General features: G+C 46.9%; 19 protein-coding genes. 11 read left to right on the forward strand and 8 right to left on the reverse strand.

Features of this window, described 5'->3' with window-relative positions:
- Positions 1 to 37 precede the first annotated feature (37 nt).
- Positions 38 to 550, reverse strand: coding sequence for a DUF1648 domain-containing protein (locus tag QUB68_RS26005; RefSeq protein ID WP_332997805.1), 513 nt, complete (start codon positions 548 to 550; stop codon positions 38 to 40).
- A 100-nt stretch (positions 551 to 650) separates the two neighbouring features.
- Here QUB68_RS26005 and def point away from each other — a divergent pair, with 100 nt between their 5' ends.
- The 3 genes from def (at position 651) to QUB68_RS26020 (ending at position 3,152) form a co-directional block, all read left to right on the forward strand.
- Positions 651 to 1,211, forward strand: coding sequence for a peptide deformylase (gene def / locus QUB68_RS26010; protein ID WP_332997806.1), 561 nt, complete (start codon positions 651 to 653; stop codon positions 1,209 to 1,211).
- A complete protein-coding gene (locus QUB68_RS26015) occupies positions 1,211 to 1,411 on the forward strand; it encodes a hypothetical protein (RefSeq protein WP_332997852.1) in 201 nt (66 codons plus the stop codon). The genes def and QUB68_RS26015 overlap by 1 nt, the downstream gene beginning before the upstream one ends.
- Before the next feature lie 403 nt (positions 1,412 to 1,814).
- Positions 1,815 to 3,152, forward strand: coding sequence for a PrsW family glutamic-type intramembrane protease (locus QUB68_RS26020; RefSeq protein ID WP_332997807.1), 1,338 nt, complete (start codon positions 1,815 to 1,817; stop codon positions 3,150 to 3,152).
- A gap of 9 nt (positions 3,153 to 3,161) precedes the next feature.
- Here the strand turns inward: QUB68_RS26020 and QUB68_RS30020 are convergent, their stop codons facing one another.
- The 3 genes from QUB68_RS30020 to QUB68_RS26035 all read right to left on the reverse strand — a co-directional run bounded on the left by QUB68_RS30020 (position 3,162) and on the right by QUB68_RS26035 (position 4,137).
- Positions 3,162 to 3,269, reverse strand: a complete 108-nt coding sequence (locus QUB68_RS30020) for a PEP-CTERM sorting domain-containing protein (protein WP_442923128.1) — start codon at positions 3,267 to 3,269, stop codon at positions 3,162 to 3,164.
- Between the two features lie 85 nt (positions 3,270 to 3,354).
- A complete protein-coding gene (locus QUB68_RS26030; protein WP_332997809.1) occupies positions 3,355 to 3,801 on the reverse strand; it encodes a hypothetical protein in 447 nt (148 codons plus the stop codon).
- Between the two features lie 177 nt (positions 3,802 to 3,978).
- A complete protein-coding gene (locus tag QUB68_RS26035; RefSeq protein WP_332997810.1) occupies positions 3,979 to 4,137 on the reverse strand; it encodes a hypothetical protein in 159 nt (52 codons plus the stop codon).
- Positions 4,138 to 4,365: 228 nt separating this feature from the next.
- On the opposite strand from QUB68_RS26035, the gene QUB68_RS26040 reads away from it, so the two are divergent.
- Positions 4,366 to 5,418 carry a Gfo/Idh/MocA family oxidoreductase gene (locus QUB68_RS26040; protein WP_332997854.1) on the forward strand — a complete coding sequence of 351 codons (1,053 nt, stop codon included), beginning with the start codon at positions 4,366 to 4,368 and terminating at the stop codon, positions 5,416 to 5,418.
- A 219-nt stretch (positions 5,419 to 5,637) separates the two neighbouring features.
- On the opposite strand, the gene QUB68_RS26045 is transcribed toward QUB68_RS26040, so the two are convergent.
- A complete protein-coding gene (locus QUB68_RS26045; RefSeq protein ID WP_332997811.1) occupies positions 5,638 to 6,621 on the reverse strand; it encodes an SGNH/GDSL hydrolase family protein in 984 nt (327 codons plus the stop codon).
- Between the two features lie 165 nt (positions 6,622 to 6,786).
- On the opposite strand from QUB68_RS26045, the gene btpA reads away from it, so the two are divergent.
- The 4 genes from btpA to QUB68_RS26065 all read left to right on the forward strand — a co-directional run bounded on the left by btpA (position 6,787) and on the right by QUB68_RS26065 (position 12,500).
- Positions 6,787 to 7,674: a photosystem I biogenesis protein BtpA gene (btpA, locus tag QUB68_RS26050; RefSeq protein WP_332997812.1), complete on the forward strand. Its 888-nt coding sequence runs from the start codon at positions 6,787 to 6,789 to the stop codon at positions 7,672 to 7,674.
- Positions 7,675 to 8,045: 371 nt separating this feature from the next.
- Positions 8,046 to 8,969, forward strand: a complete 924-nt coding sequence (locus tag QUB68_RS26055) for a vitamin K epoxide reductase family protein (protein WP_332997813.1) — start codon at positions 8,046 to 8,048, stop codon at positions 8,967 to 8,969.
- 785 nt (positions 8,970 to 9,754) lie between these two features.
- Positions 9,755 to 11,857, forward strand: a complete 2,103-nt coding sequence (locus tag QUB68_RS26060; protein WP_332997814.1) for a CHASE2 domain-containing protein — start codon at positions 9,755 to 9,757, stop codon at positions 11,855 to 11,857.
- A 373-nt stretch (positions 11,858 to 12,230) separates the two neighbouring features.
- Complete coding sequence (locus QUB68_RS26065; protein ID WP_332997815.1) at positions 12,231 to 12,500, forward strand: hypothetical protein; 270 nt, start codon at positions 12,231 to 12,233, stop codon at positions 12,498 to 12,500.
- Positions 12,501 to 12,510: 10 nt separating this feature from the next.
- Here the strand turns inward: QUB68_RS26065 and nadB are convergent, their stop codons facing one another.
- The 3 genes from nadB to QUB68_RS26080 all read right to left on the reverse strand — a co-directional run bounded on the left by nadB (position 12,511) and on the right by QUB68_RS26080 (position 16,214).
- Positions 12,511 to 14,160, reverse strand: a complete 1,650-nt coding sequence (gene nadB, locus QUB68_RS26070) for an L-aspartate oxidase (protein ID WP_332997816.1) — start codon at positions 14,158 to 14,160, stop codon at positions 12,511 to 12,513.
- 434 nt (positions 14,161 to 14,594) lie between these two features.
- On the reverse strand, positions 14,595 to 15,029 hold the full coding sequence (psbU, locus tag QUB68_RS26075; protein ID WP_332997817.1) for a photosystem II complex extrinsic protein PsbU: 435 nt from the start codon (positions 15,027 to 15,029) through the stop codon (positions 14,595 to 14,597).
- 198 nt (positions 15,030 to 15,227) lie between these two features.
- Entirely contained in the window at positions 15,228 to 16,214 is a 987-nt protein-coding gene (locus tag QUB68_RS26080) for an adenylate/guanylate cyclase domain-containing protein (RefSeq protein ID WP_332997818.1), read from the reverse strand.
- A gap of 464 nt (positions 16,215 to 16,678) precedes the next feature.
- Here QUB68_RS26080 and hisF point away from each other — a divergent pair, with 464 nt between their 5' ends.
- From hisF to QUB68_RS26095, 3 genes are all read left to right on the forward strand, one after another.
- Positions 16,679 to 17,449 (forward strand): imidazole glycerol phosphate synthase subunit HisF, encoded by a 771-nt coding sequence (gene hisF, locus QUB68_RS26085; RefSeq protein ID WP_332997819.1) that lies wholly within the window; start codon positions 16,679 to 16,681, stop codon positions 17,447 to 17,449.
- Positions 17,450 to 17,830: 381 nt separating this feature from the next.
- Positions 17,831 to 17,956 (forward strand): hypothetical protein, encoded by a 126-nt coding sequence (locus tag QUB68_RS26090; RefSeq protein WP_332997820.1) that lies wholly within the window; start codon positions 17,831 to 17,833, stop codon positions 17,954 to 17,956.
- 17 nt (positions 17,957 to 17,973) lie between these two features.
- Positions 17,974 to 18,315 (forward strand): low temperature-induced protein, encoded by a 342-nt coding sequence (locus QUB68_RS26095; RefSeq protein WP_332997821.1) that lies wholly within the window; start codon positions 17,974 to 17,976, stop codon positions 18,313 to 18,315.
- Positions 18,316 to 18,403: the final 88 nt, after the last annotated feature.

An 18,403-nucleotide genomic window follows, 5' to 3' on the forward strand; every position in this document is an offset into this window, starting at 1 on the left:
TTTTTACAATTTTATATGCAAGGTGTTTACCATACACCTAGCGAGCAGAATAAGCCCTCACAAAATACACGCCAACCGTCGCAAATATCAATAAAATTATCCCGAAAACCAACTCGACACTAACCCTTTGAGCATTCCCCAAAGCCACAAGAATTTGCTGCCGCACCACCAAGGCAAACAGCCAACAAATCTCCGCCTTCAGCCAAACCAAAAGGCTTCGCGCCAAGAGATATTGGCGGCGCGCATTTTGCTCAGTAATCCGTACCGGATAGTTAAAAGTATGTGGATAGCGCGATACCGCAGTTATAACTGCAAAAATAATCGCAGCCACCGCCGGCAGCATCCAGATTGCGATCTTGTCGCCCAAAGCATCAGGCTGCCCCCCCAAGCCGAAGTGAATCGGAATTCGATCGGGCAAAACCGGCCAAAATTGTACGATCGGCAAAACAGCCAGTAAAATCGCGATCGCCCCCGAGAGCTCTACCGCCAAATCAGCAGGCGACAGCCCCAGAGAAATAACAGGCCGTTGGTTTGGTGCGTTTCCGGTCATGGCTACTTAAAATTAGATTAATATTGAAAATAATAGTATCGGTTCCCATGTAATCCCCAACAGCTTTCGTTGGGGGTTTCCAAACATCTCGCGAGGTTTTATGACGGTTCAGGTTTTGGTGGAAAAGAAAAAGTTAGAAAAACCGCCCCTAACAATACATACTTTAGGCGATCGCGTCCTGCGGCAGCCAGCAAAGCGCGTTAGTAGCGTCGATGCAGAAATTCGGCAGCTAGTCCGAGAAATGCTGCAAACCATGTACAGTGCCGATGGCATCGGTTTGGCCGCCCCTCAAGTCGGAGTCAACAAACAAGTAATCGTGCTCGACTGCGACCCGGAAAACCCTGCCACACCCCCAATGGTTTTGATCAACCCCACTATCAAAAGTAGCAGTGGCGATATCTGCATCTTGCAAGAAGGGTGTTTGAGCATTCCGGGAGTCTATTTTGATGTCAAACGCCCAGAAGTGATTGAAGTGTCATATCGTGACGAATTCGGCCGCCCGCAAACCCTGAAAGCGACTGAGTTACTGTCGAGAGTAATTCAGCACGAAATGGATCACCTCAACGGAGTGCTGTTTGTTGACAGAGTAGAAAACAAGCTGGCACTGAATGAAGAATTAGTCAAGAATCAATTTTCGCCCAAGGCAGTAAAATCAGTATGATGGCAGGAACTCCGAAAAGTGGTTTATTATTAGCTCTTTGTTGCATCACTGCGATCGCCGCCGTCGGCTCCATCTTTGAGCTGTCTTCGGGAAATGCTCAACTCGGCAATTTAGTTACTGGTATCATCCTCGCCCTCAGCGTACCGCTAACAGGCATATTTTTCTATGCAGCAGTTCAGGATGCCAGAGCAAATCTCTAAGCAGAGTCATTAGTCATTAGTTATTGGTTGTTGGTTGTTTGTTATTGGTTATTGGTTATTGGTTATTGGTTATTGGTTATTGGTTGTTTGTTATTAGTTATTAGTTATTATTCATAATCTAAAATTTCATAACTATGAAATCAAGATTGCGGATAAATAACATCACCTAACAGCGAACAAATGACTAATAGCTGTGCTATCAATACTACCGATAAATAATATCAGCTAACAGCTAACGACTGATGACCAATAACAAACAACAAATAACAAACAACAAATAACAAATAACAAATAACAAACAACAAATAACAAACAACAAATAACAAACAACAAACAACAAATAACAAATAACAAACAACAAACAACAAATAACAAACAATAAATAACAAATGACTAATAACCAATGACTAATGAAATCGGATTTCTGCTACAGATGCCCGCCAAAGGCGCTGCGGGAGCACCAGCGTCCAAGTACAAACTTTCTGAATATGGGGAAGTCGCGATCGGACGCGATCGCAATTGTCAAATAGCTTTAGAGTCGATCGCCCACGGCATGGTTTCCCGCCGCCACGCCGCAGTCCGTCCCCTGACTCAAGGTAATTGGACGGGATGGGAAATTTGCGACCTCAACAGCGCTAACGGAACTTATCTCAACGGCCAAAAGCTGCAAGGCTGTCAAACTTTACAAACAGGCGATCGCATCAGTCTCGGCCTCGATGGCCCCGAATTCATATTTGAATCTTCCGTAACCCCTCACCAAAATAAACCCGGATTCCCCGCCACAAAAACGAGCAATTTTGAGCAGCGTGAAAAGGACGCTCTCACTTTAACTCAATTATTCCCGATCGCCTCCACGGGCAAACAATTAAGCCAAAAAGCATACTTATATCCAGGTATTGCCACAGTTGTTTTTGTCGTGTCGCTGTTTTTAGCAGTCGGAAATTCCGCAGCCTTCAACTTCCTGCTGTCAGCTTACCTCGCCGGTGCAGCTTACTACTTCATCTATCAACTGTGCGGCAAACACAAACCTTGGTGGGTATTGCTGGGTACGGCTTTAGCTACAGTCCTAATTTTGCTCAGCCCCTTATTGATTGGATTTATATTAGTATTTAGAGAAATTTTGCCTGGTCGTTTGCCAGTACAAGGCGAAGAAATCAGTTTTTTGCCTTTTTTAATCAGAATGTTCTTCGGGGCGGGACTGATGGAAGAATTGCTGAAAGCCTTGCCCGTTTTGGGAGCGATGCTGCTGGGAAATTTGCTCAAAAATCCGTGGCGCGATCGCATCGGCGTTTGGGAACCTTTAGACGGAATTCTGTTAGGAAGTGCCTCAGCAGTCGGCTTTACACTATTAGAAACTCTGGGGCAGTACGTTCCCAATATCATCCAAAATATCACCCTGCAAGCAGGGCCAGAGGCAGGGCAATTGGTAGGATTGCAGTTGCTAATTCCCCGAATTTTGGGCTCCGCCGCCGGACACATGGCTTACAGCGGCTATTTGGGATATTTTATCGGTTTGAGCGCCCTCAAACCCAGGAAGCGCTGGCAAATTTTGGGCGTAGGTTATTTTAGCGCTTCGGCACTTCATGCTTTGTGGAATGCGTCGGGAGCAATCAGCGTACTTTTGCTAGCTTTGGTAGGAGTTTTGTCCTATGCGTTTTTGGTGGCCGCGATTTTGAAAGCCCGGGCTTTGTCTCCCAATCGAGAGCAAAATTTCGCAACTCGCATATTTTATGAAAAGTGAACTAGCAGGTCAAACAGCGATTTTTTTCTTGTGTTTCAACCAGATTAAACCAGCCAACGCTAAAGCTGTCCCTCCCACAGTAATTGGTTCGGGAACTGGTTCGGCTGCGGTATCCACTAGCTTGTAAGAAACTTCGGTATCCTTGATAATTAGGGCTTGCTGAAAAAGCCTAAAACCAATCGCACGTTCTGATCTTGCCCATTTAGAGAGCTGTTTTAAAAGTTATCAACCAAACGATCGAATTAACAACAAACAAAAAGGTATAAAAAATATAGATTGATGGAGCGCAGAGAGATCTCCATAAAGAAGGCATTTTAAGTGTTTTTAACGAACCGAGCGGGTAAACGAGACCTTCCGGTATCGAACGGGTATTAAAACTTTCATCTAAGGCGCTTTCATTATTCAAGAATTGGGTAACTGCATTGAGTCTTTGTATGGAATAAAATTGCACCTTCCAGTAGGTGGCTTCTAACAACCAAAAACCAAAAATTATAACGTATCCCAGCGGAACTAACGCATTTATTTTGCTGGCAAATGCCCAACCGAGCAGCGCTACCCAAATGGTAATTGCCGTAGTTTTTAACTGCTGCAAAATTGTACTGAAGTTAGCTATTTTTTTCTCTAATTCCTCTGCTCCTTTTTGCAGCATTGCTAGCTGAAATTCAAATCGATCCATGTTTGATTCGGAGATGGCTGATTGTTCCTATATGGTTTCTAACTTTAAAATACCAAATTCCAGCAGTTTTGCCTACCAAAAGGCTGTCCCCTCCACTACCAGCACGACCTATTAAAAGTCGTAATTATACCACAGTTTAAGAAAGCCGTCCTAGAAGAACGGGGCTTTAGACCCATTTTTTTGGTAACAATCGTGGTTCGCCCACCGCTGGTTGGGAGTTCGCCCCGTTTCTGCGACGTACAGCAACAATGGCAGCGCGCTGTCAATAACGAAGTTTAGGCGATCGCGATCGCCTCTAGTGAATATCATGTATAATTGCATTTGTCAATGCGTAATTTCCGAAAAGAATACCGCAATATTCAGCTCTCGTGCATGAGTAGCGCCTGCGTAATTGCTGACGGCCAGAATCCCAGCCCAACTTAGAAATTCTTCACAAATAGTTTGACTGTGGTACTATCTGGATGGCTGTGGAGTAGCTTAGGGAAGCCAACGGGCTTGATTCCTGTGGTGGAGGAGAATCCAGGAGTGCTAGATAGGATGTCATTGGGATACGGAAATGTTTTCGGCCAGCGAAGTCAACCTGAACCCCTCCGTATTGGGGTAATTGGGGTTGGCAATATGGGCCAGCACCACACGCGAGTTCTGAGCTTGCTCAAAGATATCGAGCTTGTGGGTGTTTCAGATATAAATGTAGAGCGGGGAATTGATGTAGCAAGCAAATACCGGGTTCGCTTCTTTGAAGACTACCGAGATTTGCTCGCCCACGTAGATGCAGTTTGTGTCGCCGTTCCAACTCGCCTGCACCACGCTGTGGGGATGTGTTGTCTCCAAGCGGGAGTTCACGTTTTAATTGAAAAGCCGATCGCCGCTAGCATTGCTGAAGCCGAATCTTTGGTCAATGCGGCTGCTGAAGCCCACCGGATTTTGCAGGTGGGTCATATTGAGCGGTTCAATCCAGCTTTTCAGGAACTCGGCAAAGTGCTGAAAACTGAAGAGCTACTGGCATTGGAAGCTCACCGGATGAGTCCTTATTCCGATCGGGCAAACGACGTATCGGTAGTTTTGGATTTAATGATCCACGACATCGACTTGCTCCTGGAATTGGCAGATTCCCATGTGGTGAAGCTGACAGCAAGTGGCAGCAGAGCCTCAGATTCAGGTTATTTAGACTACGTGACAGCGACGCTGAACTTTGCTAACGGCATTGTGGCCACCCTGACAGCAAGCAAGGTGACACACCGCAAACTCCGTTCAATCGCGGCTCACTGCAAGAATTCTCTAACAGAGGCAGATTTTCTCAACAACGAAATCTTGATTCACCGACAAACAACCGCCAATTATGTGACGGATTACGGTCAGGTGCTTTACCGTCAAGATGGGTTGATCGAGAAAGTTTACACCAGCAATATTGAACCGCTCCACGCAGAATTGGAGCATTTTATTAATTGCGTGCGGGGTGGAAATCAGCCTTCTGTGGGAGGAGAACAAGCTCTCAAAGCTCTGCGGCTTGCGAGTTCGATCGAGCAAATGGCTCTCGACGGTCAAGCTTGGTATCCGAAAGAGCTAGAGTCAACTTTGCAAGTTAGCTAAATCGAGACAAATCGTGTCGTTTCCGGTTGCTTGTACAGTTTGGGTTTGTTGTTGGTTGAAAAGGGTAACTGTTCGGACACAACCGGATTCGATGTGAGTCGATTTTCGCATTGAAGATTTGAGGTTGACTCCACAGATAAATCTGCGGACTTGAACTCAAGTTTAAATTTTTAGAGTTCCACAACCTAAGCCGGGACTTGCATCCGTCTTTGGGTGAAGTCACGATTTATACAAAAAAACAGCGACTATTTGGCTACCGATCTTGTTGCTAACTAACTGATTTCCTTGAGGACTGAGGTGAATGTTGTCTCGATACAAAGTTGGAAGTTGCGCCGCTGAATTAAAAATGGGAAGAAAATCTATGTAAGTAATTTTCTCACGTTCGACGAGTTCGGCGAGACGCTCTCTAGCCTTGACTTCCCAGTCGCGAGAGCCCTCGCCGAATTCATGGCGCTTGGGCGTTACCGCTAGCAAAAACTCGACGTTAGCCGAGACAGCTATTGTCTGGATTTGGCGAATAGCTTCTAAGTTGCAGCCGACTACATCCCCGCTTTCGGCTTGAGATGCGGCCAATTGGCGAGCCGGCATTGCAGGTAGTAGATAGCGATTCAATAACTTTAGTGTGGCCGATCGAGGTTGGCGATCGGGATAAGATCGATCGCGCCCCACAACTTCAGCACAGGGAGCGGATGCAAACAAATCGTCAGTATTCAGCAGCAACACCAGAACCTTTGCCCCAAAAACACCGAACCGCTTGGCATAAGCAAGTTGATTCCTCGGCCCCCAAGAATTGGCTGAGGCGTTGAGAACTTCAAAATCCGCATAGTTGACTTTTGAACTTAATTGTGCATTGCTAGGTAAATTCTGTAGTTGCAGCCTCAACTGCCTTGCCATAATTTCCGAGATGGTATCTGTCTGATGTGTCCACCAACCGCCGTTGGCGACAGAATCTCCCAACAGCAAGACGCGCAGAGTTTCGGGATCGGGCAGCGGGGCGATCGCTCCACTACGCATCGAATACTGATTAATCTCAATCCGGTTTCCCAAACGGCGCACCCTCTGGTTGGGCGCCAACAAATAGCCACACTCGGCATCGGCAATATAAATCAAGGGATTGCCAAAACCCAGCAGCACCCGCAGCAGCACTTCGATTGCTGCCCACAATCCTGCGGTGACAGCCAAAATTATCATCACAACTTTCAACAATTAACCTCGATCGAAAACGACAAACGACTGCTGAATTCGGGTTTTTAGCAACTTGGTGGCGCGATTGAGTCATCGGAATCGCCCCCGTGGATATAGAATTCTAGAATATACCGTCAAAATCCGCCGTCAGCCGTCAGTGAACTTGGTGGTTTCAGGAAACCCGTGGACTTAAAACAAATATTCAAAACGCCGAATCCCATAATCGGTGTCGTACATTTACAGCCTTTGCCAACTTCTCCCCGCTGGGGCGGGAACCTCAAAGCAATTATCGGAAGAGCCGAGCAAGAGGCTACAGCGCTGGCTTCTGGCGGCGCAAACGGTATCATAGTCGAGAACTTTTTCGACGCTCCTTTTGCCAAAGACTGCGTAGATCCGGCTGTAGTAAGTGCGATGACTCTGGTAGTCGAAAGGCTAACAAATCTCGTAACGCTGCCGATCGGCGTTAACGTGCTGCGAAACGACGCCCACAGCGCGATCGCCATCGCCTCCTGCACGGGAGCCCAATTCATCCGCGTCAACGTCCTCAACGGCATCATGGCTACCGACCAAGGCTTAATTGAAGGCCAAGCTCACCAGCTACTGCGCTACCGCCGGGAATTGGGCAGCGATGTCAAAATATTCGCAGACGTGTTAGTCAAGCACGGGCGACCCCTAGGCAGCCCCAACTTGACCACAGCCGTCCAAGAGACGATCGGGCGCGCGTTAGCCGACGCCGTGATCCTGTCCGGCTGGACAACCGGCAGCCCTCCCAGTCTCGAAGACTTAGAACTCGCGAGTGCAGCGGCGGCGGGAATTCCAGTTTTTATCGGCAGTGGCGCCTCGTGGGAGAACATTTCTACCCTCATGCAAGCTGCCGATGGTGTAATTGTTTCGAGCTCCCTGAAGCGAAACGGGCGCATCGAGCAGCCGATCGATCCGATCCGCGTCAGTCAGTTTGTCGAAGCCGCCCGCCGCAGCTTGTCCCAAAAAGAACGCGAACAGGAAAATAGAGACGCTAATGGCTCAAGAGGGCCAACACCCGAACCGGGCAAAGTCGGAAGTAAAACGTAAAATGGGAATGGGGAATTGGGAATTGGTAATGAGCATTAATCTCAACTTAAGGCTGGAACCATTGAAAAATCTCGCTTTTATCCGAGGCCTGATCCCCCTCGCATCCCCCGAAAGCAAGGGGGACTTTGATCGGATTCTTGTCCCCCCCGACCTAAGGGGGGGCTAGGGGGGATCGACGCTTAGTCGCCAAACAGCCGTCTCTGACTACGTTTGATCTGGTTGTTGACAGCAATCGTAATTAGTAATTGGTCATTGGTAGTAGCTGAAAGCTAAAAGCTAACAGTGAACAAAAGCACAAATTCCCAATTAGCAATTCCCAATTAGCAATTCCCAATTCCCAATTCCCAATTCCCAATTACCAAATCAAAAAAATGATTCGCCGACGTTCAACCCCTTGGATTCATCGCTGGTCTAGGACTGTGATCGCAGCGATCGCAGCCATCGGCGTCCTAGAAACGGCCTATCTGACGATCGCTAAATTCACGACAGGCTCAGTCATTTGTCCCACCAGCGGCTGCGACAAAGTTCTCAACAGTCCCTACGCTACAGTCTTCGGCACAGTGCCTTTAAGTTTATTAGGCTGTCTGGCTTATCTGAGCATCGCAATTCTGGCATTAGCTCCCAAAGCCGTCAATCCCGACACCAACAAAGGACTGCACTCTCAACTAGAAAACAGAACTTGGCAAGCACTATTTATCATCACCGCTGCGATGGTAATTTTCAGCAGCTATTTAGTGTATTTGATGGCTTTTGAAATTAAGGATCTGTGCATTTACTGCATCACTTCCGCCATATTTGCGCTGTCGCTGTTTGTGCTGGTGCTCGTCGGCCGCGAGTGGGAAGATATCGGACAGTTGGTGTTTACAGGCATTTTGGTGGCGATGGTAAGTTCGATCGGCGCTTTAGGACTTTATAACAGCGTCAGCTCACCTGCTGCTTCCGTCTCTACCCCTGGAATTATACCCCCTGCCGTCACTACAACCTCCGGCCCGGCACAACTTGCTTTAGCCCGCCACCTCCGACAAATTGGCGCTAAAGAATACGGCGCTTACTGGTGTCCCCACTGCCACGATCAAAAAATGCTATTCGGCAAAGAAGCAGCCAAAATAATTGATTATTTTGAATGCGATCCCAAGGGCCAAAATTCCCGCGCTGAAATTTGTCAAGCTGCGGCGGCGAATATTAAAGGTTTCCCGACTTGGGAGATTAAAGGTCAGTTTTATTCGGGGACGCAAACTTTGGATAAACTCGCTGAGTTATCCGGTTACACCGGCCCGCGCAACTTTCAAAACTGACAGAATAGTTTGAGATTTTAGATGGCAGATTTTAGATTGTTAGGCAGTAAATATCGGTTTTTAAATTACTGGAGCGTTGGCTCATGCTGCGAAATCAATCTAAAATCTCCCATCTATTTTTAATAAAAAGTTATTAAAAATTAGTGAGATCGTGTCCGGTAACATCGTTGTTATATAATGCAAGGTCTTGTAGGGGCGGGTTCGCCATTATTCTGGCTTTAAAAGCCAAAAGTTTCATAAACCCGCCCCGCCCATACAAGCACGAATCAACCGGACTATCTACTACGCTGGCTGCAAATAAATACTAGCAATTTTACACAAAAAGTCCCGGAACCGGGTTGCCGCTTCCAGACTCATTAGACTCCAATTGCACTCGCTCGCTGTTCTTAAAATTATCTGCGTTGATCTGTGTTTATATACCTTGAATCTGCGGTCGATCTATAGCGGTTCTCAAGCGTGGTCAGGTATGCCCTATGCCCATAGCCCTATGCCCTATGCCCATAGCCCTATGCCGGAAGCTTAGCTGATCTTTCTGAGAAAGGCTATATCAATCAAACATTTAGGCAATCTTGTCTATTGCTGAAATGACGTATTTTGGTTGAGAAACTAGGTTTTTGCGGTTGCAGCCCGATCGCCCGCACCGCCAAACCCAAAAATCAAAAATATAAAATCAAAAATATAAAATCAAAAATATAAAATCGACTGAGCAGATTGCCCCGGAAATGTAAAAGCTATATGTAGTAGTAGCTTAGATGCTCTTCAGGCGAGGCAAAATTCCCCAAATTATGCTAAAAACTATCAAAAAATGGCTCGATCGAGAACGCGGAGTATTGATTACTGCCAGTAGCGTTGCTAGTACGGTGATTGTACTGCGCTGGTTGGGATTTTTGCAGGTGTGGGAATGGGCTGCTTTCGACAACTTTGTGCGCTGGCGGCCCGCCGAACCAATTGACTCGCGCATCGCCATTGTCGAAATTAACGAAGCTGACTTGCAAAAATATGGCTACCCAATTTCCGATGCTGTATTGGCCCAATTGCTGCAAAAATTGCACGCTGGCAAGCCGCGGGCGATCGGTCTCGACGTTTACCGAGATTTGCCAACTCAACCGGGTAACGCCGAATTGCTCAAAACTTTTAAAACTATTCCCAACTTAATCGGCATTGAGTTGATGCCAGACGAAACCAGGTTGGGAGTTCGGCCGCCTCCGGTACTTGACAAGCTCTCGCGCATTGGTTTCAACAACGTTGTCATCGACGCTGACGGCAAAGTGCGCCGAGCTTTGCTCTACTCTTGGCCAGGAGACGGCAAAACTCATGAAAGTTTCGCGCTTAGACTGGCTTTGCTTTACCTCGATCGCGAAGGGATTTCCCCAGAACCAGCCACAGTCAATCCTAAATACTTGCAGCTAGGCAAGGGGGTGTTTCGACCTTTTGAACCGAATGATGGTGCTTACGTGCGATCGGACAGCCGCGGCTATCAAATTCTCGCTAATCTGCGTGGCCCGATCGGCAGTTTCCGCACCGCATCCATGAGCGACGTGCTTTCTGGCAAAGTACCGGCTGATTTTGTGCGATCGCGCGCTGTCTTGATCGGCTCCAATGCCGCCAGCCTCAAAGACTTTTACCAAAATGCTTACAGCTCCGGTTTGTTTGCTCCTCCCCAGCCAATAGCCGGAGTCGAGCTTCAGGCTCATTTCTTGAGCCAAATTTTGAGTGCGGCCCTCGACGGGCGGGGGGGTATCAAAGTTTGGCCCGAGGCTGCGGAGTTGCTGTGGATTTTACTGTGGTCTTGGGCGGGAGCCAGTGTGAGCTGGAAGTTGCGATCAATCGGGCGATCGGCTTGCTGTTTGTCAAGTATCAGTCTCGGTCTGAGTGCCAGTTTATACTTAGCCTGTTTAGCAGGTTGGTGGCTGCCGTTAATTCCTCCAATCCTCAGTCTTTTGGGTTCAGGCGCCGTAGTTGTAGGTTATCTGGCTCACTTGCAAGAAGAATTAAAACGGTCTAAAGAATTTTTACAATCGCTAATCGATACAATTCCCGACCCGATTTTTGTCAAAGATAGAAATCACCGCTGCATTGTTTTAAATCAGGCATATTGTCGATTTATCGGCTATCCTTTAGAAATTTTAACTTGCCGCACAGATTACGATTTATTTCCCCCAGCCGAAGCCGATATATTTTGGCAGCAAGACGAATTAGTATTGCAAACTCACCAGCCGCTAGAAAATGAAGAATATTTTACCGACGCTCACGGAGTTACGCATCTGATTTCAACTAAAAGATCCCTGCACAAAGATGCTGCTGGCAACCTATTTTTAGTCGGAGCGATCCGAGATATTACCGAGCGCAAGCTCCGGGAAGATGCCTTAGAACAAAAAAATGCTGAACTCAGCCACCAAGCTTATCACGATGCTCTCACGGGTTTGTCCAACCGCAAAATGTTTTACGAATGCTTGCATCAGTCTTTAGAAAGAGCTTTCAGCAATCAGGAATTGGTAGCTTTACTGTTTTTAGATTTAGATGGATTTAAGTTAATCAACGACACTCTCGGACACAATGTGGGCGATTTACTCTTACAAGCAGTTGCCAGTCGGCTCAAAAAATGCTTGCGCGGCAGCGATACAATCTCGCGATTGGGCGGCGACGAGTTCACAGTCATCCTGCCCGCAATTCCAGGTCGCGAGGAAGCTGCCAAAGTAGCTGAAAAAATTTGCGACGCCATCATGCAGCCTTTTATTTTAGAAGAACATACAGTTTCTGTAACTACAAGTATTGGCATTAGTTTGTATCCAATTGACGGTCAAGAGTCAGATATTTTAGTCAAGAATGCCGATACTGCGATGTATCGTGCTAAGCAACTAGGGAAAAATCAATATCAATTTTATTAAGTCATCAGTCATTAGATAGACTTACAAAAAGTATCAAACTTATTAGAGCAAATTACCGTCTCTTCTAAATGTTAAAAAATATTACAAAAGATGAGATGAGTTTAAAAAAAGAATGCAACGGCAGACCCGTGTTCCAAACCCTTATGCAGTAAGTCATCGCCAATCGCCAACCGCCAATCGCCAATCGCAAATAGCAACTGGTAGGAGACAGAAAACCAACTTCAAATCGCCAAAAAGTCTAGATTTAAAAGGGTCTACGTAAACTTACGAAAATTAATTAAAGGAAATGTAAAGATATCAGTGGAACTACGGAAATTGATAGATATAATAGGTGGTAGGGACGTGCATCTACTTCAGTGATTTGAATAAGGCTATGAACACTATGCGTACTTTGATTCAGCTCACAACAACGGCAACCCTGGCTGTCTGCCTGCAAGTGAATACGATCGGCATCGCAAATGCCACTAGACTTGCCAGTAACTCAACCAGCAACTCCACAAAAGAGCGTAGCTTGCGGGGCTCGACGCCATCGACCTCCACAGTCTTGACAGTCGCGCCAACATCTAGAGTTCCAAATAACCCAAAAAAATACGAGCCAGACCCCAACGGAAACCCCAAAAGTGACGGTACGGGGACGCGCTGAACTCAATTTTTCAATCTTCTATTCGCCCCGATTTGTACCAATTCGATTGGTGAACTAAAGTGTGGCTGCACCAATTCCGATCGGTAAGGGGATAGTCTACCCGGTAGTGACCGCCGCGGCTTTCCGTGCGAAACGCAGCACTTTTGAGAATTAAGTAGCCAATATCCAATAAATTGCCAACTTCCCCCCAATTTCGCAAAACCGAGCTATTCTCCTCATCAGGGGAAAAATCAATAATTTGTCCGGGCCGTAAATTATCAAGCGCTTGACTCAAAGGCAAAGAGGCAAATTCTTGCCTCCAAATCTCAACTTGGACGATCGCACTTTCCAAATCCCGCATTCCCCGGCAAATTCCCGCACTTTGCCACACCAAACTCGGCAATTCGATCCGCAACTTGTCGATCGTCTCAATATCCTGTTGTGAAATCGATTTTTCCAAGATTTCCCCTGCATCTTCATCATCTGAGAATGCCTTGGACTTTTCACCTTCTACCTGCAAAAGTCCCATTTGCGCGCCAAAAACCAAACATTCCAGCAGCGAATTGCTCGCCAACCGATTAGCGCCGTGTACCCCCGTGCTCGCAGTTTCTCCCACCGCGTACAAACCCGGAATCGAAGTTTGGTTGAACTTGTCAGCCACAATCCCTCCCATCCAGTAATGGGCGGCGGGCGTCACGGGCACCGGTTCGGAAAAAATATCAACTCCCCAGTCAGCGCACACTTGAATAATATTCGGAAACCTGTAGCGCAGTCGATCGACCGCAATCGGGCGCAAATCCAGCCAAACATGAGGTTCCCCCGTCTTCTGCAAGTGGCTGAAAATAGCGCGACTAACGACATCGCGAGGGGCGAGTTCCCCGCTGGGGTGATAGTCAAAAGCAAAGCGATATCCCTTGCTGTCAACCAAATGAGCTCCTTCTCCCCGCACCGCTTCGCTAATCAGAAACCGAGGCGCGCCCGCTTTGCTGAGGGCTGTCGGGTGAAACTGTACAAATTCTAAATCTCGCAGCAGCGCCCCGGCACGCCACGCAATTGCCACCCCGTCTCCGGTACTTACCGACGGGTTGGTCGTTTGAGCAAAAACCTGTCCGCCGCCGCCTGTGGCAAGCACCACGGCCTCTGCCCGCAGCCATTTGACTCGGGAGTCGCAAATTGAGCTAATGCCCTGACAGCGACCGTTTTTGTCTAGCCACAGGCTCAAAGCAAAGGCGGGGGAGATGAGTTGAATGTTTTTGTGGCTTAATACTTTTGCTGTCAGCGTACTGATAACCGCTTTCCCTGTGGTGTCGGCGGAGTGGAGCACTCGGCGCCGGGAGTGGGCTGCTTCTAGGGTGAGGGCTAAATCTGGGCCGGTGCGATCGAATGCAACGCCCATTTTTACCAGGGAATCAATGCAATCAGGAGCTTGCTCTACTAAAAATTGCACCGCTTCCAAATCGCAAAGACCTGCTCCGGCAGCCAGTGTATCCTGAACGTGCAGGGCTGCTGAATCTTCTGGGGCGATCGCCGCAGCAATTCCTCCTTGGGCCCAATCGCTTGCAGAAACAGGCAGGATATTTTTATTAATCAAGCCGACGTGCAAATGTTCTGGAAGGCAAAGTGCCGTGTACAAACCGGCTGCGCCAGCACCAATCACCAATACGTCAAATTTGTCAGTCATAAGTCTGCCGATTTTAGATTTTACAATTAACTTTACATATGAATCTGGGGAATATAACTGTCGATTTTAGCTTTCATATTTTATTTAGATTTGACTCCACCTATGACTTTAGGGGCTGGAACTGTCAATTTTATATTTAATAATTGAATAAATTAATAATTTAATCTACAGATTAATCTGGATTTAAACTAATGTCTAAAAATTTTTTCTCTCCACAACATCGGAGGCTTGTATCGGTCTTTGGGTTCGCTCCTTTTTCAAGGCATTGGGTATTTGTCAGTCTGAGCATAAGCCATAAGCCATAAGCCATAAGCCATAAACCATAAGCCATAATTCAACAAAAAATCAGTTCTGACTAATGACCAATGACTAATGACCAATGACTCATGACTCATGACTCATGACTAATAAATTCAAAGGAGGCCCGCTGCTATCTAGTCATAGAGACCATTATTCAACCGGGTGTCTCCTTCAATAAACACTGATTCGACATCAGTTACGGTGAATTTGTCCATGTTAGCTTGCAGCACCTTTTTCTGAGGTTCCGTCAAGCCTGAAATGTTGAGTACCTCCTCAACTTTTTCGTAAGGAGCATTCTTAATAATTAGTCCAGCTAAAGTAGGATACAACCCTCGAAATTCCCGAAAGTCACGGACGGCGCTGTTGTTCAAATCAAGTTTTTTGCCGTATTCTGTGGCAAGCTTGTCATCGGCGCGATTGGTTCTAACCGGAGCTTCCACAGCTAGGAGCGAGGATGATGGCAATACGATACGGCTCAATGTCGCCGCGATCGCGCTCATGTCTCCAGCCCCTGCAAAGCAGCCCAGCACTAAGCCCAATACTGCCAATAGACGACCCAATCGTTTCATGAAGTTTTGTCTCCCAATTTCATACACAGCATTTATGTAGAGACTACCATTTTGCTTATGCAGTTTTTCAGATTAATCCGCAGCAGGCAGAGGACTGTTAACAAAATTTACATTTAGATGTTGACATCACAGGCGAAATATGATATGTACCGAAGTTGAGGCGATCGGTTAACTTTTGCCCCGCACCCAGTTTTCTAGCTATCGAGAACTCTTGCCTTTGGTTTTCAGAAAAGCATTCAAGTCAGCATAAGTACCGCCGTAAGTCACGCTGGGAGTGTCGTAACCCTTCAAATCAACGATGTGCTGCTCGAAAGCTCCCTGGGCACCCAATTCCGTCAGGTATTTGTAGGTTGTTTCTCCCACGGCGATGTCCTTGCCGAGTTGCTTAGTGCAAGATTCCAGGCGAAATGCTGCGTTGACAGTATCTCCCAAAGCGGTGTAGTCCGATCGATCGCTGCTGCCGGAATTTCCCACCATTGCATAACCAGTATTGATTCCAGCCCCGACTCGCAACGGAAAAGGCAACGGGTAACGGCTGCTGAGTTCGTCTGTTGCCTTGTGCAGTTCGCTCAAAGCTTGGCAAATCTGCATCATTTCCTCGGTGCTGACACCGCTGGGTTTGTGAAACCAGACAGCCATAATCGCATCGCCGATGTATTTGTCCACCCAACTACCGTGTTCGCGAATGATTTGTCCAGCTTTGCGGAACCAATTGCCGATGACTTCCGAGAGTAGGGTTTCGTCTAGCTGTCTAGTCAACACTGTAAAGTCTCTAATGTCCATTACCATGACGCTAATCAGGCTGCGTACCGTCAGAGTCGCCGTAAAATCTTCAGAGTCTGACTCGTTGATGCGATCGATCCGGCGGCCTGCTGTTGGGTTGTAGAAGTCCAACTCGGTTTGACCGAAAATAATCCGATCGCCATTTCTGAGCGTGACAGGAATACTCACCCGCCGCCCGTTGACAAAGGAACCATTGCGGCTGCCCAAGTCGATCAGGTAGAACTCTCCGGTCTCCATTTGCTGTAACATCGCGTGATTGCGGGAAATCCAGCGATCGGTCAATACAAAATTATTGTCATCATTCCGCCCTACTGTCCAGCAATTGCTGCCGGAGAGCGGCAAGTAGCGATTGCCGCTTTCTGTACGAAGTAACAAATGTGGATTGGCTTGCAAAGTCACCACAGCCCTAGAAACAACATCAAGTCAACCGATTTGAGGTTTTAAACTTTAAATTTTAACTGTACCGCGCGGCTTATAACTGAGATTGCTGGTAAAAAACCTCATATTGGCTGATCTTAAATCTCAAATCGTTTAGTCGATCGTCGATTCACCGAACCTTTCGCAGGATTCCCGAACCACAGGTTCGATCGCCCGCAAAGGTAGTTATGGTTCGATCTTAAGCGAAAGTGTCATATTTTTCACGCCCAAGATCTATTGAGGCCATTAAATTTGCGACTGTTTGCCGAAAATATAACTTATTTTATGCTGAGAGAGCCGAAAAAACTGCAAAATGGCTCTGTGGCTCAGACAACCGTGTTGTTAGCAAGGTATCTTTAAGATTTGTTGCTGAACTTCCGGTTTTTGAAGATATCAACAAAGCCTTTTCCTCGCTGCGGCGCTCAATAAATTAGAAACACAAGAATTTTATGTTGTCGAAGAGAATTTTGCCTTGTCTGGATGTGAAAGCCGGCCGCGTGGTCAAAGGTGTCAATTTTGTCAACCTTAAAGATGCTGGCGATCCGGTAGAAATGGCTCAGGTATACAATGATGCGGGTGCTGATGAGTTAGTGTTTCTGGACATTACGGCGACTCACGAAGACCGGAACATTATGATTGATGTGGTGTACCGAACTGCCGATCGAGTATTTATCCCTTTGACAGTGGGCGGCGGCATCCAATCCTTGGACACCATTAAAAGTTTGTTGAGGGCGGGCGCTGATAAGGTAAGCATCAATTCCGCTGCGGTGCGCGATCCGAGTTTGATTGACAAAGCGAGCGATCGATTTGGCAATCAGTGTATTGTAGTGGCGATCGACGCTCGCAAACGCCAAGATGCGGACAATCCCGGTTGGGACGTGTACGTGCGCGGAGGACGAGAAAATACTGGCCTAGATGCGATCGTCTGGGCCAAGGAAGCCGAACAGCGCGGCGCCGGCGAAATTCTGGTGACAAGCATGGACTCTGACGGCACTCAAGCCGGTTACGACTTGGCCTTAACCCGCAGCATCGCCGAAATGGTCGAAATTCCCGTGATTGCTTCCGGCGGCGCTGGCAACTGTCAGCACATCTACGAAGCCGTGACAGAGGGCAAAGCAGAAGCCGCACTCTTGGCTTCCCTGCTGCATTACGGACAACTAAGCGTCGGAGAAATTAAGACTTATCTAGCAAAATGTCTAGTTCCGGTGCGGCAGCAGTAGTTCAGTTGTCAGTTATCAGCATCTGATATCTTGCAGCAACAGGCAGGATGCCTGTTCCACAATAATTATTAAATTTTATTGTGGGGTGGGCGGATCTCCTGCCCCGACGGGCACGATTATTGCAAATAGCGGCTGATTTAAAGTGCATTAAACAACAGAATTTTCTCGCTCCTACCTTGTGATATTAGTTAAAAAAAGAATGCAACTGAAGACAAGCTGAAAACCCATATACGATCGCTGATTCCCAATCTCAAATCTCAAATTGAGAATCGAAAATCCTATGACTTCCCGTGAGGCACCATACTCATCTATCGGAAGACACAAAGCCAAAATATTCCCTGAGAATGATTTCAAAACCCAGCTTTTTCAGCTATATATAATATGTTAGCTCTATTTAAGAGAGAGCAAGTGCTTAATGCTGTTGCTTCTATCCAAATTGAGTTAAAGATTGTGCAGAATTTGAGTGAAATTCAGCCTGTTAACAATCTCAGCGATCAAAAATTCTAAAAACGGAGAAATTTTGTATGTCTTTTATCAGCTTTAACACCCCTGTCAAGCGTTTAGCCCGCACTTTAATAGCTGTTTGTTTTTGTGCATTGATGTTTGTTTCTAATGCTTTCCCAGCTTTTGCCGTGACCAGCAGCCCCACCAAAGGTCAAGAGCAACTTTTAGGTATTGAGAAAGAAGCTCAAAAAGCAGTTTTGAAAGACCCGATGTCTCTGGAAGAAACTCAGAAAAAAGCCAACGAAGGAATTAATGAAGTTCAGGGAGATGCTGACAAGGACAAGATGAAAAATCCTTCTAATACAAACTCTACATCCTTTGAGCAACAAGTCAAAAAAGCTGTCACCAACATCAAAGACTAACTGCGCAGTTATCAGAATAAAAAGTAGGGACACGGCATTGCCGTGTCCTTCTAGTTTTTGTGTCCGATCTCAATTTAGCTCTAGTTTT

It is taken from the genome of Microcoleus sp. A006_D1, from assembly GCF_036702805.1.
Taxonomy (GTDB): Bacteria; Cyanobacteriota; Cyanobacteriia; order Cyanobacteriales; family Microcoleaceae; genus Microcoleus.

Excerpts from the sequence above, each read along its gene's own strand:
- QUB68_RS26005 (WP_332997805.1), bottom strand. The coding sequence starts at position 550 with ATGACCGGAAACGCACCAAACCAACGGCCTGTTATTTCTCTGGGGCTG.
- def (WP_332997806.1), top strand. The coding sequence starts at position 651 with ATGACGGTTCAGGTTTTGGTGGAAAAGAAAAAGTTAGAAAAACCGCCC.
- QUB68_RS26015 (WP_332997852.1), top strand. The coding sequence starts at position 1,211 with ATGGCAGGAACTCCGAAAAGTGGTTTATTATTAGCTCTTTGTTGCATC.
- QUB68_RS26020 (WP_332997807.1), top strand. The coding sequence starts at position 1,815 with ATGACTAATGAAATCGGATTTCTGCTACAGATGCCCGCCAAAGGCGCT.
- QUB68_RS26030 (WP_332997809.1), bottom strand. The coding sequence starts at position 3,801 with ATGCTGCAAAAAGGAGCAGAGGAATTAGAGAAAAAAATAGCTAACTTC.
- QUB68_RS26035 (WP_332997810.1), bottom strand. The coding sequence starts at position 4,137 with ATGATATTCACTAGAGGCGATCGCGATCGCCTAAACTTCGTTATTGAC.
- QUB68_RS26040 (WP_332997854.1), top strand. The coding sequence starts at position 4,366 with ATGTCATTGGGATACGGAAATGTTTTCGGCCAGCGAAGTCAACCTGAA.
- QUB68_RS26055 (WP_332997813.1), top strand. The coding sequence starts at position 8,046 with ATGATTCGCCGACGTTCAACCCCTTGGATTCATCGCTGGTCTAGGACT.
- QUB68_RS26060 (WP_332997814.1), top strand. The coding sequence starts at position 9,755 with ATGCTAAAAACTATCAAAAAATGGCTCGATCGAGAACGCGGAGTATTG.
- QUB68_RS26065 (WP_332997815.1), top strand. The coding sequence starts at position 12,231 with ATGAACACTATGCGTACTTTGATTCAGCTCACAACAACGGCAACCCTG.
- nadB (WP_332997816.1), bottom strand. The coding sequence starts at position 14,160 with ATGACTGACAAATTTGACGTATTGGTGATTGGTGCTGGCGCAGCCGGT.
- psbU (WP_332997817.1), bottom strand. The coding sequence starts at position 15,029 with ATGAAACGATTGGGTCGTCTATTGGCAGTATTGGGCTTAGTGCTGGGC.
- hisF (WP_332997819.1), top strand. The coding sequence starts at position 16,679 with ATGTTGTCGAAGAGAATTTTGCCTTGTCTGGATGTGAAAGCCGGCCGC.
- QUB68_RS26090 (WP_332997820.1), top strand. The coding sequence starts at position 17,831 with ATGTTAGCTCTATTTAAGAGAGAGCAAGTGCTTAATGCTGTTGCTTCT.
- QUB68_RS26095 (WP_332997821.1), top strand. The coding sequence starts at position 17,974 with ATGTCTTTTATCAGCTTTAACACCCCTGTCAAGCGTTTAGCCCGCACT.